The sequence below is a fragment of the Streptomyces sp. CB02400 genome (assembly GCF_001905725.1).
Taxonomy (GTDB): Bacteria; Actinomycetota; Actinomycetes; order Streptomycetales; family Streptomycetaceae; genus Streptomyces; species Streptomyces atrovirens.
Genome location: NZ_LIWB01000003.1, coordinates 199750 through 214208 on the forward strand (window position 1 = coordinate 199750; position 14459 = coordinate 214208).

General features: G+C 70.2%; 14 protein-coding genes. 6 read left to right on the forward strand and 8 right to left on the reverse strand.

Going from position 1 to position 14459, the window contains the following annotated elements; genetic code table 11:
- Nucleotides 1-18: 18 nt before the first annotated feature.
- Together AMK33_RS09010 and xseA are read right to left on the reverse strand one after the other, a co-directional pair.
- Nucleotides 19-285, reverse strand: a complete 267-nt coding sequence (locus tag AMK33_RS09010) for an exodeoxyribonuclease VII small subunit (RefSeq protein WP_073932253.1) — start codon at nt 283-285, stop codon at nt 19-21.
- Nucleotides 282-1505 (reverse strand): exodeoxyribonuclease VII large subunit, encoded by a 1224-nt coding sequence (xseA, locus tag AMK33_RS09015; RefSeq protein ID WP_073932254.1) that lies wholly within the window; start codon nt 1503-1505, stop codon nt 282-284. Before xseA ends, AMK33_RS09010 begins: the two co-directional genes overlap by 4 nt.
- A gap of 65 nt (nt 1506-1570) precedes the next feature.
- Here xseA and AMK33_RS09020 point away from each other — a divergent pair, with 65 nt between their 5' ends.
- Nucleotides 1571-2590 carry a 4-hydroxy-3-methylbut-2-enyl diphosphate reductase gene (locus tag AMK33_RS09020; protein WP_073932255.1) on the forward strand — a complete coding sequence of 340 codons (1020 nt, stop codon included), beginning with the start codon at nt 1571-1573 and terminating at the stop codon, nt 2588-2590.
- A gap of 71 nt (nt 2591-2661) precedes the next feature.
- Entirely contained in the window at nt 2662-3408 is a 747-nt protein-coding gene (gene ppgK, locus AMK33_RS09025; RefSeq protein ID WP_073932256.1) for a polyphosphate--glucose phosphotransferase, read from the forward strand.
- 6 nt (nt 3409-3414) lie between these two features.
- Here ppgK and AMK33_RS09030 read toward each other — a convergent pair whose 3' ends face one another.
- A complete protein-coding gene (locus tag AMK33_RS09030) occupies nt 3415-3999 on the reverse strand; it encodes a DUF6542 domain-containing protein (protein WP_073932257.1) in 585 nt (194 codons plus the stop codon).
- Between the two features lie 181 nt (nt 4000-4180).
- On the opposite strand from AMK33_RS09030, the gene ychF reads away from it, so the two are divergent.
- A complete protein-coding gene (gene ychF / locus AMK33_RS09035) occupies nt 4181-5269 on the forward strand; it encodes a redox-regulated ATPase YchF (protein ID WP_073932258.1) in 1089 nt (362 codons plus the stop codon).
- Between the two features lie 429 nt (nt 5270-5698).
- Entirely contained in the window at nt 5699-7879 is a 2181-nt protein-coding gene (locus tag AMK33_RS09040; RefSeq protein WP_107425064.1) for a DEAD/DEAH box helicase, read from the forward strand.
- Between the two features lie 94 nt (nt 7880-7973).
- Here AMK33_RS09040 and AMK33_RS43240 read toward each other — a convergent pair whose 3' ends face one another.
- Nucleotides 7974-8465, reverse strand: coding sequence for a hypothetical protein (locus AMK33_RS43240; protein WP_201262992.1), 492 nt, complete (start codon nt 8463-8465; stop codon nt 7974-7976).
- 380 nt (nt 8466-8845) lie between these two features.
- On the opposite strand from AMK33_RS43240, the gene AMK33_RS09050 reads away from it, so the two are divergent.
- Entirely contained in the window at nt 8846-10264 is a 1419-nt protein-coding gene (locus AMK33_RS09050) for an ATP-binding protein (protein ID WP_073932259.1), read from the forward strand.
- 530 nt (nt 10265-10794) lie between these two features.
- On the opposite strand, the gene AMK33_RS09060 is transcribed toward AMK33_RS09050, so the two are convergent.
- The 3 genes from AMK33_RS09060 to AMK33_RS09070 form a co-directional block, all read right to left on the reverse strand.
- The gene (locus tag AMK33_RS09060) at nt 10795-11526 is read right to left on the reverse strand and encodes a HEAT repeat domain-containing protein (RefSeq protein ID WP_073932261.1); all 732 of its coding nucleotides are present in this window, start codon (nt 11524-11526) and stop codon (nt 10795-10797) included.
- Between the two features lie 26 nt (nt 11527-11552).
- Nucleotides 11553-11759 carry a hypothetical protein gene (locus AMK33_RS43245; RefSeq protein WP_073932262.1) on the reverse strand — a complete coding sequence of 69 codons (207 nt, stop codon included), beginning with the start codon at nt 11757-11759 and terminating at the stop codon, nt 11553-11555.
- Between the two features lie 88 nt (nt 11760-11847).
- Nucleotides 11848-12354: an NUDIX hydrolase gene (locus tag AMK33_RS09070; RefSeq protein WP_073932263.1), complete on the reverse strand. Its 507-nt coding sequence runs from the start codon at nt 12352-12354 to the stop codon at nt 11848-11850.
- A gap of 146 nt (nt 12355-12500) precedes the next feature.
- On the opposite strand from AMK33_RS09070, the gene AMK33_RS09075 reads away from it, so the two are divergent.
- Nucleotides 12501-13229 (forward strand): SDR family oxidoreductase, encoded by a 729-nt coding sequence (locus AMK33_RS09075; protein WP_073932264.1) that lies wholly within the window; start codon nt 12501-12503, stop codon nt 13227-13229.
- A 131-nt stretch (nt 13230-13360) separates the two neighbouring features.
- On the opposite strand, the gene AMK33_RS09080 is transcribed toward AMK33_RS09075, so the two are convergent.
- Entirely contained in the window at nt 13361-14227 is an 867-nt protein-coding gene (locus AMK33_RS09080; RefSeq protein WP_073932265.1) for a hypothetical protein, read from the reverse strand.
- Between the last annotated feature and the right edge of the window lie 232 nt (nt 14228-14459).

Consider the following 14459-nt stretch of genomic DNA (forward strand, 5'->3'; position numbering starts at 1 on the left):
GGTGATCCACTTCACACCTCAGACCTCCCCGGAGTCCTCCGCCCCGCCCTCCTCCTTCTGCTCCTCCTCCGCGAGCGCCGCGTCCAGCCGGGCCCGCGCCCCCTCCAGCCGGCTCCGGCACACCCCGGCCAGCTCCTCGCCCCGCTCCCAGAGCGCGAGGGACTCCTCCAGCGTCGTACCGCCCGCCTCCAGCCGTCGTACGACCTCGATCAGCTCGTCCCGCGCCTGCTCGTACCCGAGCGCCTCGGCCGTCGCCGCCGCCGTCTGCTCCGTCTTGCCGGTCATCCGTCCACCCTCTGTGTATCGACTCGAACTGTGAACTCGCCCTCGGACACCCGCGCCCGCAGGGTCTCACCGGCCTCCACCTCGGCCGGATCCCGCACCGCGTGCCCGTCCGCCCGCTGGAGCACGGCGTACCCGCGCTTCAGTGTCGCGGCGGGGGACAGGGCCACCACGCGCGCGTGCGTGTGCGTCAGCTCGGAGTCGGCCCGGTCCAGCCGGTACCGCAGACTGCGCCGGCTCCGCTCCAGCAGCGCCGTGACCTCCTCCGCGCGCGCGTCGACCATCCGGTGCGGATCCTGCAGCGAGGGGCGGGCCAGCGCGTGCGCCAGCCCGCGCTCCTCCCGGTCCAGCAGCGCCCGGACGGAGCGCCGCGCGCGGTCGCGCAGCATCCGTACCCGCTCGTACTCCTCGCCCACGTCCGGCACCACCTTCTTGGCGGCGTCGGTCGGCGTGGAGGCGCGCAGGTCGGCCACGTGGTCGAGCAGCGGGTTGTCCGGCTCGTGCCCGATCGCGGAGACGACCGGCGTACGGCACGCCGCCACCGCCCGCACCAGCTGCTCGTCGGAGAACGGCAGCAGGTCCTCCACGCTGCCGCCGCCCCGCGCCACGATGATCACGTCCACGTCGTCGACCGCGTCCAGCTCCTTCACGGCCTGGACGACCTGGGGCACCGCGTGCACCCCCTGCACGGGCACATTGCGCACCTCGAAACGGACGGCCGGCCACCGCAGCCGCGCGTTCTCCAGCACGTCCCGCTCGGCCGCCGAGGCGCGCCCGCACACCAGCCCGATCAGCCGCGGCAGGAACGGCAGCGGCTTCTTCCGCTCCGGCGCGAACAGCCCCTCCCGCGCGAGCGACTTCTTCAGCTGCTCAAGGCGCGCCAGCAGCTCACCCACCCCCACCGGCTTGATCTCGGCGGCCCTGAGCGACAACTGCCCGCGCGGCGCGTACCACTCCGGCTTGCAGTGCACCACCACCCGCGCGCCCTCGCCCACCACGTCCGCGACGGCGTCGAACACCTGCCGGTAGCAGGTCACGCCCACCGAGATGTCGTGCGACGGGTCGCGCAGCGTCAGGAACACCACCCCGGCGCCCGGCCGCCGCGACAACTGGGTGATCTGCCCCTCGACCCACACCGCGCCGAGCCGGTCGATCCACCCCCCGATCAGCCGCGACACCTCACCGACGGGCAACGGCGCTTCCGCAGACGTGTTGAGAGCCATGTCCGCGAGAGTAGTGCGCCCCACCGACAACGCACCGTGACCGCGCCCCCGAGCGCGGCCTTACGATGGGACGCATGACCGCTTCGCCTGGCCGCCGTGTCCTGCTCGCCGCCCCCCGTGGCTACTGCGCGGGGGTGGACCGCGCCGTGATCGCCGTCGAGAAGGCCCTGGAGCAGTACGGGGCCCCCGTCTACGTCCGGCACGAGATCGTGCACAACAAGTACGTCGTGCAGACCCTGGAGAAGAAGGGCGCGATCTTCGTCGAACGGACGGAGGAGGTGCCCCCGGGCAACATCGTCATGTTCTCCGCGCACGGCGTCGCCCCCGTCGTCCACGAGGAGGCCGAGCGCGGCCGGCTCGCCACCATCGACGCCACCTGCCCGCTGGTCACCAAGGTCCACAAGGAAGCCGTCCGCTTCGCAGGCGACGACTACGACATCCTCCTGATCGGCCACGAGGGCCACGAGGAGGTCATCGGCACCTCCGGCGAGGCCCCCGACCACATCCAGCTCGTCGACGGGCCGGGCGACGTCGCGAAGGTCGAGGTCCGCGACCCCTCCAAGGTCGTCTGGCTCTCCCAGACCACGTTGAGCGTCGACGAGACCATGGAGACCGTCGACGCCCTCAAGGAGAAGTTCCCCCAGCTGATCTCCCCGCCCAGCGACGACATCTGCTACGCCACGCAGAACCGCCAGCTCGCGGTCAAGCAGATGGGCGCCGAGGCGGACCTGGTGATCGTGGTCGGCTCGCGCAACTCCTCCAACTCCAAGCGGCTGGTGGAGGTCGCCAAGCTGGCCGGCGCCCGCGCGGCGTACCTGGTGGACTTCGCCGACGAGATCGACGAGGCCTGGCTGGAGGGCGTGACCACGGTCGGCGTCACCTCGGGCGCCTCGGTGCCGGAGATCCTGGTCGAGCAGGTCCTCGAATGGCTGTCGGGGCGCGGCTTCGAGGACGTCGAGCTCGTCAAGGCGGCCGAGGAGTCCATCATCTTCTCCCTGCCGAAGGAGCTCCGCCGCGACCTGCGCGAGGAGGCGGCGGCCCTGGTGGCCGAGCGCGGCGGCTCCGGGGCGGACTCCGCGCGGTGACGGCGGAACGGGGGTGACGGTCACGGAGGCCGGCTGACGTGACTGTCCGTCGTACGTCGTAACGTAGGGCCATGCAGATCTTCGGCGTGGACATCGGCGGTTCCGGGATCAAGGGTGCCCCGGTCGACCTGGACAAGGGGGACCTGGCGCAGGAGCGCTGCAAGGTCCTCACCCCGCACCCGGCCACACCGGACGCGGTGGCCGACGGCGTGAAGCAGGTCGTCGACCACTTCGGCTGGACCGGACCGGTCGGGGTCACCTTCCCGGGTGTCGTCACCGGCGGCACCACGATCCGTACGGCGGCCAACGTCGACAAGAGCTGGATCGACACCGACGCGCGCGTGCTGCTCGGCGACCGCCTGGGCGGCCTGCCGGTGACGGTGGTCAACGACGCGGACGCGGCCGGCGTCGCCGAGATGCACTTCGGCGCCGGACGCCACCACCGGGGCACGGTGATCCTGCTGACCTTCGGCACCGGCATCGGCAGCGCCCTGTTCGTGGACGGCGTCCTCGTCCCCAACACCGAGCTGGGCCACCTGGAGCTGCACGGCCACGACGCGGAGAAGCGGGCCTCCAGCAAGGCCAAGGAGGACCACGACCTGTCGTGGGAGGACTGGGCGCACCGGGTGCAGAAGTACCTGGCCCACGTGGAGATGCTGTTCTCGCCCGAGCTGTTCATCATCGGCGGCGGCGTCAGCCGCAAGTCCCACAAGTTCCTGGACCGCATCCAGGGCATCAAGGCGGAGATCGTCCCGGCCCAGCTCCAGAACAACGCGGGCATCGTGGGAGCGGCGATGCGGGCGGCGACGGGCGCCTGAGGGACATCAGGGGCGGGGGCGGTTCCGCGCGGCGCGCCGGTTGATCCCGCGCACCCGGCGCACCCTGCGGCCGAGCACGAGCAGGCTCGCGACCAGCGTCCCGCCGTAGAGCCACCCGGCCTGGGTGGCGAGGCCCGTCACCATCCCCATCAGCCGGTCGGCGGTGCCGCCGCCACCCTCGTCGGCGAGCGGGACCAGCCCCACGGCGAAGGCGATCGGCACCACGACGGGCGCGATGAGCAGGTCCCCCTCGCGCACCCACAGCGCGGTCAGCACGCACACCGGCAGGAAGAGCACGCCGTACACGGTCCCTGACGCCCCGAACAGCGCCTCGGCCAGCAGACCGAGTACGAGCATCACCAGCCCGCAGAACAGGGTCGAGCCCAGCCCGGTGAGCCGCGGGTTGGGCAGCCGCCGGACCGCGGGCGGGGGAGCGGGCCGGCCCTCCGGCGCACGGGCGGGCCGCGCGACCTTTCCTCCCGAGGCCCGCCCCGCCTGCGGAGGCAGCGGCGGCTCGGCCGGCCCGGCAGGCCTGTCACGTCGCGGTCCGTACCGTCCGTACCGCGCGGGTCGCGTCCTGTGTTGCTCCACTGCACCAACGTAGGTCGTTTTATGTGCCGAACCGCCCGTCAGACACGCCGGGATCGCGGTCCGGCCGGACGTTCGACATGTCGCCGGGTCGCGGGCGGGCACGCCGTAGACTGGTGGATCGGCCCGCACAGCCCAGTCGGCCGGTCCTCGCCCCTCATCCTCACGTACGGGAAGTCGCAACGTGTCGCTCACGATCGGAATCGTCGGTCTGCCGAATGTCGGCAAGTCGACCCTGTTCAACGCCCTGACCAAGAACGACGTGCTGGCGGCCAACTACCCGTTCGCCACGATCGAGCCGAACGTCGGCGTCGTCGGCGTCCCCGACCCCCGCCTCACCAAGCTGGCGGAGATCTTCGGCTCCCAGCGGATCCTCCCGGCCACCGTCGACTTCGTCGACATCGCCGGCATCGTGCGCGGCGCGTCGGAGGGCGAGGGCCTCGGCAACAAGTTCCTCGCGAACATCCGCGAGTCCGACGCGATCTGCCAGGTCATCCGCGCCTTCAAGGACGAGAACGTCGTGCACGTCGACGGCAAGGTCTCGCCGAAGGACGACATCGAGACGATCAACACCGAGCTGATCCTCGCCGACCTCCAGACCATCGAGAAGGTCCTTCCCCGCCTCCAGAAGGAGTCGCGGATCAAGAAGGACATCGCGCCGAAGGTCAAGGCGGTCGAGGAGGCCAAGGAGATCCTGGAGAAGGGCGACACCCTCTTCTCCCAGGGCATCGTCCAGGGCAGCGAGCGCGCGGAACTCCTCCACGACCTGCACCTCCTCACGACGAAGCCCTTCCTCTACGTCTTCAACGTCGACGAGGACGAGCTGACCGACGAGGACTTCAAGAACGAGCAGCGCGCCCTGGTCGCCCCCGCCGAGGCGATCTTCCTCAACGCCAAGCTGGAGGCGGACCTCGCCGAGCTGGACGAGGAGGACGCGATGGAGCTGCTGGAGTCCGTCGGCGCCGAGGAGCCCGGCCTCGCCACCCTCGCCCACGTCGGCTTCCGCACCCTCGGCCTGCAGACCTACCTCACGGCCGGCCCGAAGGAATCCCGCGCCTGGACCATCAAGAAGGGCGCCACCGCCCCCGAGGCCGCCGGTGTCATCCACACCGACTTCCAGAAGGGCTTCATCAAGGCGGAGGTCATCTCCTTCGACGACCTGGTCGAAACCGGCTCGGTCACCGAGGCCCGCGCCAAGGGCAAGGCCCGCATGGAGGGCAAGGACTACGTGATGCAGGACGGGGACGTGGTGGAGTTCCGCTTCAACGTCTGACGTCCCGTCAAGAGGTGTGCCCGGCCAGCTCGCCGGCGTCCGGGCGTGAGCTTCTGTTCGCAGGGAGACGTAGCCCCGTGACGAGGGGGCGGTGGCAAGCCGGGCCGGCGGAGCCGGCGTGACAGTGACGCCGCCTCGGTCCTTGACGACCTCCGCAGAAGGGTCGCACAGGAGTGTCAGATCCTCGGGGTCGGACGTGCCGGTGGTCGTGAACCTTTGGTGGTGGACAGCTCCTACGGCCCCGGCTGTTCCGCGCCGCCTTCTCCCGCATCCGGGAAATCCGCGCACAGGGGCGCCTGACCTGCGGCAGCGCAGGCCAGGCGCCCCGTCCGATGGGACATCGGCACCTTGCCAGGACTGGACGGGCACCCCCTCCGGGGCCGGAGCGGGGTGGCAGGATGCGGGGACTGCGGGAGAGGGGCGGGACGCGTGGGGCGTGGCGAGCGTGGCACGGTCGCGAGGGGAGCGCGGCTGTACGAGGCGGCGCAGGCGTTGGCCGGTGATCACGGCAGGGCGGTCGGGACGGTACGGGCGGCGCTCAAGCCGATTCACGACGCGGCGGTCGCGCGGGAGCTCGACGCCATCCCCGTCGCCCGGCTGCAGGACGTGACCGAAGGACGCCTGCGGCTGGGAAGCGTCGAGAAGAACGGCCTTGGCACGGTGGGCCGTGTTCTCGAAGCGGGTCCCTATCGGTTGCGGCAGATTCCCGGTGTCGGGCAGCGCACTGTCGACCAGGTCCTCGCCGCCGCTCGCCGGCTGTCCGAAGCGGTGCACGAGACGGTGGCCGTCCACATCGACGTGGACCGGCCGGAGCCGAGCACCACCGCGCTCGTCATGGCTCTGCACGTACTGGTGGAAGCCGGCCCGGACGCCCGGCGCGCGGTCGACCGAGCCGCAGCCCTGTCGGAACGGCTCGGCCCGTTGCTGGCCGACGCGAGGCCCGCCACCGGGCGTTTCAGAATGCTGCTGGCCGGCCGGGAGAAGAAGGCACGTGCCCTGGCGGCGGTCACCGAGATCCGCTCACTGGTGGACGAAGCGGAGCAGGCCGGTCTGCCCGAGCTGCTCGCCCAGGCCTCGGTGGACCTGCTGCGTGGGCCTTCGTCCGACATCGCGGCATGGGTGGACTTCGAACTCCGCTCCGCGGAGTACTACAGCCTGCTCGCCGAGATCTCCGGGCGGCTGCCGGATGCGGCAGCCGCCGAGGGGTTCCTGCCGGAGGAGATCGCCGAGCGGGTACGGACGCAACAGCTCGACGACTCGCGCCGGAGGGTCTCCCTGCGCGGTTACCAGGCGTTCGGCGCGCGATTCGTCCTTGCGCAGCGCAAGGTGATACTCGGCGACGAGATGGGTCTCGGGAAGACCATCCAGGCGATTGCCGTGCTGGCACACCTGGCCGCCGAGGGGCAGAGCCATTTCATGGTCGTCTGCCCGGCGAGCGTTCTCGTGAACTGGACCCGGGAGATCGAGGCCCGCAGCGCGCTTCGAGTCATGGTGCTCCACGGCCCCGACCGGCACCACGCGTTCGCCGACTGGAAGGGGCGGGGCGGGGTGGGGGTGACCACGTTCGACGCCCTGCGCGGCTTTCCGGCGCCGGGCGGTGGGGAGGTCGGACTGCTCGTCGTCGACGAGGCGCACTCCGTGAAGAACCCGAAGACCAAGCGGTCCCAGACGGTCGCCCTGTGGACGGAGCGTTGTGAGCGCGGCCTCTTCATGACCGGAACCCCGATGGAAAACCGGGTCGCGGAGTTCCGCAACTTGGTCCGGATGCTCGACGAAGAGGTGGCGGACTCCCTCGGCGAGCGGGACGCCCTGGCCGGATCGGTCGCCTTCCGCAAGGCCGTCGCCCCGGTCTACCTGAGGCGCAATCAGGAAGACGTGCTGACGGAACTCCCGAGTCTTCAGCAGACCGACGAGTGGGAGGAACTGAGCGCGTCGGACGAGGAGGCATACCGCGAAGCCGTGCGTGCGGGCAACTTCATGGCGATGCGCAGGGCCGCGTACACGCGCCCCGAGAAGTCGGCCAAGCTGGACCGGCTCCGCGAGCTCGTTCAGGAGGCGGGTGAGAACGGGCAGAAGACAGTGGTCTTCTCCAATTTCAAGGACGTGCTGGGCGTGGTGCGGGCGGCGCTCGCTGTGGGCCCCACTGCCGGTGTCCCGGTGCTCGGTCCGCTCACCGGCAGCGTCCCGGCCGGGCGGAGGCAGCAGATCGTCGACGACTTCACCGGGGTCTCGGGGCCGGCGGTGCTCTTGGCACAGATCCAGGCGGCCGGCGTCGGCCTCAATATGCAGGCTGCCTCCGTCGTCATCATCTGTGAACCGCAGATCAAGCCGACCATCGAACACCAGGCGGTGGCCCGGGCCCACCGCATGGGCCAGGTCAGGTCGGTCCACGTGCATCGTCTTCTCGCCACCGGGGGAGTGGACGAACGCATGGTGAGGATGCTGGAGGAGAAGACCCGCCTGTTCGATGCCTACGCCCGCCGCAGCGCCGTGGCCGAAGCCACCCCGGACGCGGTCGACGTGTCGGACACCGAGCTGGCCCGCCGGATCGTCGAGGAGGAGCAGGCGCGTCTGGGGATGACTAACGGGAGGTCCACGGCAGCCGAGTGAGGGGCCCTCCGGTCCGCGACCAGTCCACAGGTCGGGTTCAGGCCGCGGGCGTTCCGTTTCGACGTGTGGCGGGCGCTCTGTCCCCTCCCGTCGATCACCGATGATCAGGAAAGGGCTTCCTTGCCGTGATGTGAGGTGAAGGAAAGCCCGGAGAGCCGACCGCCTGACGGATCAGCTCGCGTACTCGTCGTCCCCATCCCATGCGGGAGGCGCGGCGGGCCGGCGCCCACCCGGGACGGATGGCACGCGGGCCCTGCCCAGCCGCAGGTGATGACGTAGAGGCGGTGGAGAACGGCCGTACGGCCATGCGCTGCCCACCAGCAGGTTCCAGAGCTTCGTCGGCGGCAGCGGGTGCCTGACCGCTGAGTTTCAGGCCGAGGTCGATCAGCGCTCCTGTGCCCGCCGAGAGAACTGCCCGGCGCCCGACGAGCCAGATGGTCGGGGTGGCGGGGGTTTCGGCGGTGTCCGAGTCGCTCCCAGGGCGGACGGCCAGGCGCCACAGCTCGCCGTTCGCGCCGAGGAAGGCGTTGTACCGCCGGGCCAGTTCGGGGGACGCGGAGCGCTCCCCGCGCTCGACCTTGCTCATCATCACCCTCCCCCTTGAACAGTGACCGTGAGAACCGCGTGCCCTCACGGGAACTCTCGTTCAGCGGTCATCGGCTGACGCGAAGACCGATGACAGGCACCCGTTGTGAAGGGCCCGTTTCGCTTCGCGTCCGAGAGAGTCTGGCGCGAGGTGCGCCTCGGGAATCGGGGTTCGGCGGGGTTGCCTGTCGCCTCTTCCTTTCTCCGTCCGTTCCTCCTCACAAGCCGCTTCGGCCACGCTCGGGAGAGGGTGATCGAGAACGGCAGGGTGAGACTTTGCCGACCGCACCTGGAGTGATGGCCTCCTGTTGCTCGACGAGGTCATTCACTAACATGCATGTTGCTAACATTCTGGTTAGTTACATACGTGGAGGTGGGGGCATGGTGGACTTCGTGGGTCGTCGGCAGGAACTGGCGGCGTTGGAGCGAGAGCTGCGGAAGGTGGCGGCAGGGGTCGGCGGGGAGCGGCCCGGTCGGTGCGTGATGTTGCGTGGGCGGCGCCGGGTGGGCAAGTCGCGGCTGGTCGAGCGGTTCGCGGAGCGCTCTGGGGCCCCGTTCTTGTTTTATGCGGCGACCGGTGCGTCCCCTGATGATGATCTTGCACGGCTCGCCCGGGACGCCCAGGCATCGACGCTGCCGATGGCGCGGCTCGTGGCCGCCGCGCGGCCGGAGAGCTGGGACGCCGCGTTCGATGTGCTGGCAGCGGCGCTGCCCGCCGACCGGGCGAGCGTGCTGGTCATCGACGAGGTGCCGTACCTGATGGACACCGGCGGTGCCTTTGAGGGGATGCTGCAACGGGCCTGGGACCGGGTGCTGGAGGCCAAGCCGGTGCTGCTGGTCCTCATCGGTTCCGATCTGTCGATGATGGAGGCCCTGAACAGCTACGGGCGTCCCTTCCATCAGCGCGGCCGGGAGATGGTGCTGGGACCCCTGAACCCCGCCGAGGTGGGGCAGATGCTCGGGTTGGAACCGGCGGAAGCCTTCGATGCCGCGCTGGTCACCGGCGGGCTGCCGCTGGTCTGCGCGGAGTGGCCGCGAGGCGCGGGACTGTGGGACTTCCTCGGAGAGGCGCTGAGCGACCCGGTCTCGGCCCTGCTGGTGTCGGCCGAGCGCTCGCTGGCTGCCGAATTCCCCCCGCAGGCTCAGGCACGTACGGTGCTGGCGGCCATCGGCAGTGGCGAGCGGACTTTCACCAACATCGCCCGTGCGGCCGGGGGAATCGGGGCCACGCCGCTGCAGCGAGCCCTGGAACTGCTCACGAACAAGCGGATCATCGCTGCGGAGCTGCCCGTGTCGCCGCGTCCGTCGAAGGATCGCCGCTACCGGGTGGCAGATCCCTACCTGCGCTTCTGGCTGCACCTGCTCGGCCCGTCCATGGAAGAGATCGAGCGTGGGCGGGGCGACCTGGCCTTGGCCCGCATCCGGGAGAACTGGACCAGTTGGCGCGGTCGGGCCGTCGAGCCCCTTGTCCGCGAGGCCCTGGCGCGGATGCTGCCCGATGACAGGCTGCCCGCGGCCCCCGCAGTGGGCGGCTACTGGACCCGCACCAACGACGTCGAGATCGACATCGTCGGGGCGGACCGCGCCCCCATCGCCAAGGAACTGCTTTTCGTCGGCTCCATCAAGTGGCTGGAGCAGTCGCCCTTCGACCGGCATGACCTGGCAGCCCTCCATCGGCACCGGGCCGCCCTCACCGGCGAACCCGTTCCAGTCGTGGCGGTCTCGCGCAGCGGTGTCGACTGTCCGGGGCTCGACACCTCCTACGGCCCCGGCGATTTGCTGACCGCCTGGCCGCTGTGAGCGGCGAACGGCAGGTGAGGAGCGGGAACTGGTGAGTGCGATCAGGCTGCGAAAGCCGGAGACGCCTCGCGGACCTCGGCCCGTAGCCGGCGTTCCTGAGGCCTCTCGTACTTCGTCGCGGATCCCCTTCCGGGAAGACTTCGTGTTTCCGCAGGTCACATGAGTCATGGTGGAGCGGTCTTCTCGCTACTGCTTCCTTCCGCTCGAGGTCGTGATGTCCGTCGACGTATGTACGCCGGGCTTCTCCTCTCGGCAGGACCCGCAGTGGTTCTTTCACCGCGGTGACGGCACGGCGTTCATGGGGGTGGTCTGCCGAGGCGGTGGAGAGCTTTCTGGGTGCTCTGGACAGGTACGGCCAGCCCACCGGCTACCTCTTCATGTGCCGCGTGTGCGGTCGATGTGCGGCCGCCCCGGCCGTAGGACGCGCTGTTCAGTTCGCGACAGCGCGGGTGGCCCGAGTCCTTCCTCGTCACGTAGCGCTCGATTACGTAGCCGTAGCCGATCTCCTCGGGGTGCTGGAACGCCATCGGTCACCTCTCCGAGTACAGGTCGGTACGGTCGATCCAGGTGGGGGCGACGAAGATGCTGTCGCCGGCGGGGGCTTCGGAGGCTTCCAGCAGGGACCAGGTGCGGGACTCTTCGACCAGGTGCTCCCAGGGCGCGGTCCAGTCGAGTTCCCAGTCCAGGTTGGGGCCGGAGACGCCGTATGTGCCGCTGGCGTCCACCCGCCAGAACTGGGAGTAGAGGATCACCTGGGCGTGGTCGGCCAGGTCGTCGATGATCTCGGTGAAGTGGGCCGAGGGCCAGCCAGGGGCGTTGTCCGCGGCGGTGGCTCGTAGGCGCGCGGTGAGCGGTGGGACGACGGGGGTGCGTGCGCCGAGTTCGGTCAGGGCCCAGCGGATGCCGCCCGGCTCGCTCCAGTCCGGTGGCGTCGCCCGTTCCAGGCAGGCGCGGTAGGCGCGGCGCAAGGGCTCGACCGCGCCGTCGATCTTCAGGCTCGCCAGGGTCATCGCCGCCCATTCCCGGACGGTGGACTCGTCGCTGTCCAGGAGGGCGATCAGGGCGGGGCCGCAGCGTGGGTCCGCCACCTCTTCGAAGATCTCGATGGCGGTCAGCTGCCCGAAGCCGCCGAGGGAGGGCAGTCCGTCGATGATGGCGGGGATGGCCTCGGAGCCGATGTCGATCAGTTCTGCGCGGGCGTCGTACGACGGGCCGGTCGAGTCGTCGAGCTGCTGGATGAGTCTCTCGATGTGGGTGGTCATGGGTGGTCCCGGCGCCAGCATGCAGGTCAGAAGGGGCCCAGCTCTTCGGAATCGGGCCCCTGGGTTTTCCCGTGCCGGATCGGTGCCGGGTCTCCCACGGTGGGCTCCGGCGGGCCTGCCGAGTGCCTGACGATGCGTCGGGAACGGATCTGCTTCACTTCCTGGTCGAGGGCCCAGGCGTCGGCGACCGGGCCGAGGTGGCCGAGCTTGTCGGGATTGATGACGGAGGGCATCGGCGTCGATCATCATACGGACGACCCTAGAAGGTGACCTGAGCCGGAAAACGGGAACGAGCTCCTGCCGAAGAGCCTCCGGCTCAGGTCACCGGGACGTGTCCGGGCGATCCTCGACGGCACGTGCTACGAGGTCGTGGATCATGAAATCCCCTGGTCCGCAGTTCTCCTTGAGGCGGGCGAGATCGCCGGGGCCGAACCAGTCGTAGGCGGAATGCCTGGACCATTCCAGCCTGGGGTGGTCCAGGTCGCCGTCGACCTCGACCAGGTAGTCGGCCTCGTGCCGCAGGCCACCGCCGTCGTTCCCCGTCCAGGTCGTGGTGCCGAGCAACCGCCGCACGTGGGTCGGGCGCCAGCCGGTCTCCTCCTCGATTTCGCGTGCGAGAGCCGCCAGGAGCGTTTCCCCCTCCTCGACATGACCGCCCACGATGTCCCAGGCACCGGGAAACAGGCGACGGTCCGAACTCCGCTTCTGGGCGAAGGCGTGACCCTCCCGGTTGAGGATGACAGCACCGACGGTCCAGACCTCGTCCGCGCCGGGGGCGGGCACCTCGACATCATCGCTGACGGTGAACGACCGTTTGTGAGTGGGCATGACCGGTAGCGTAGAGCCGGCCCTTGCGCGGCTTGCCGGTTTCGGCGTGGTCGGTGGCAGCGAGCAGCCGCCGGAGAGCGGGCCGCCAACGACGCGGACGTCAGCCGCCGCACCGCACCAACCGATCACGAACCAGGAGCGACACCATGGGGTGGGACAACCGCCGCGTCGTCATCACGGCCGCCGGACGGGACTTCGGGCGAACCCTGGCCATCCGCCTCGCGGACCTCGGCGCCGAGGTCTTCCTCTCGGCACGCCACCTCGCCGCCGCCCGACGAGTCCGCGACGAGATCCGCGACCGCGGCCATCAGCGGGTGCACGCCTTCGCCTGCGACCTGACGGACCCCGCCTCCATCCGCGACTTCGCTACCGGCGTCGCGGAACACACGGACCGTATCGACGTACTCGTCAACAACGGCTCGCGCTACCTCGAAGGGCCGGACCTGCTGTCCGCGACCGACGCCGACGTCGTCGACACCATCGCCTCCGGCGCCACCGGCACCGTCCTGACCACGAAGAGCTTCCTCCCCCTCCTGCTCAACTCGGAGACACCGGATGTCGTGACGATGGTCTCCGCATGCGGAACACCGGGCCACCACCGGTCGGACGCGCACGACGCCTTCTACGCGGCCAAGAGCGCCCAGGCAGGGTTCACCGACATCCTCTCCAAGCGCCTGCGTCCTCAAGGAGTCCGGGTGATCTCGCTCTACCCGCCCGACTTCGTCAACCCCGACCCGCTCTCCGAGGAGTGGGAGACCACACCACGCGAGGCCGAGAGCGCCCTCACCGCGCACTCGCTCGTGGAGTGCGTCCTCTTCGCCGTCGCCCAGCCCCGCGACTGCTTCATCAAGGCGTTCCACTTCGAACAGGTCTGACCCGTGCACCCGCATGCCGACGCACGACAACCGGCGTCAGGTCCGAAAAGTCCACCGCCGATGGCTTCCGGCCACGAGGGCGTGCTCTTCTGCCTCCTCCTGCCGCCGGGCGCCGGCCCACCCGAGTCGTTTCAGCGTAGGTGAAGGCGCCGGCCGACCGCCTCGACCAGTGTGTGATGGTTGCCGTCGGCGGCCGGTCCCATGACCCGGCAGCGCAGTTCCAGTTCCCGTACGCCGTCGAGCTGTCCGGTCCCGACGCGCAGGCGGACCTCGAAGGTGCGACTCGAGCCCGGCGGGAGAGTCCCCGTCGGTACGTTCATCTCTCGGGACGTGTCCAGCGCATGCCATGTGCCGCTGTCGCGCCACTGGGCCCGGAATGCCGACAGGACGTGCCGGAGGCCGGTTCCGGCGGGACAGCGCTCCGGATCCGGCTCGCACGTGAGTTCCAGTCGCATGCGGGTGGCGGGGACATCACTGCGCGCGTGATTGGTGATCGTGTACTTGACCGACTTCCACTCGCCGTCGCGCCGCATCGTGGGAACGTCGTCCGCCGGCTGGTCGGCAGCGGTCGCCACGATGGTGAGAGCGGTCATGCCGACGCGCAGGTGCTCGCGGCCGAGGGTGTGGCTGCCGTCGCGCACTGTGATGTCCACGGGGATGGCGGTGCCCTGCTCGGCAGGGCGTGCGTGCGGATCCATCCGCAGCGACGCCAGATTTTGACCAGGGAGGACATCCAGGGGGAAGGAGCCGGTGGCGTCGTGTGCGTGTGTGGTCAGCGTGACCGGACGCCAGGTGTGGATGCCGGACCTCTGCTCCAGTGTCGGCGGAGGGTCTTGGGGATCGGCGCGGCCGACACGGACGTGCACCACGACGTCGCGTTCTGCCCGGCTGGTGATGTCCAGGCTCACCGTGGGGCGGGTTTCGGCGTCGTTGGACAGTGAGCTGTCGGGGCCGGCCGAGAACCGCCATGAGGGTGTGGCCGTCACGTTCTCCGGCACGGCAGGGCCGCCTCCCTGACCGGTGCAGGCCGCTGTGCAGATGAGTGCGGTGGTGACGCCCGCCCAACGCCGACTTCTCACTGTTCCCCCTTCGGCACGCCCTTGCAGGAACGAGTCTCCGACACTGTCCGGGGGCGCGTTGCGCCACCCGACCGGCACAGGGCTCCCCGCGCCCCTCGCCATGCCCTCGGCCGAACGCGAGTTGACCCTCCCCCTACGTCAGGCTTGAGGC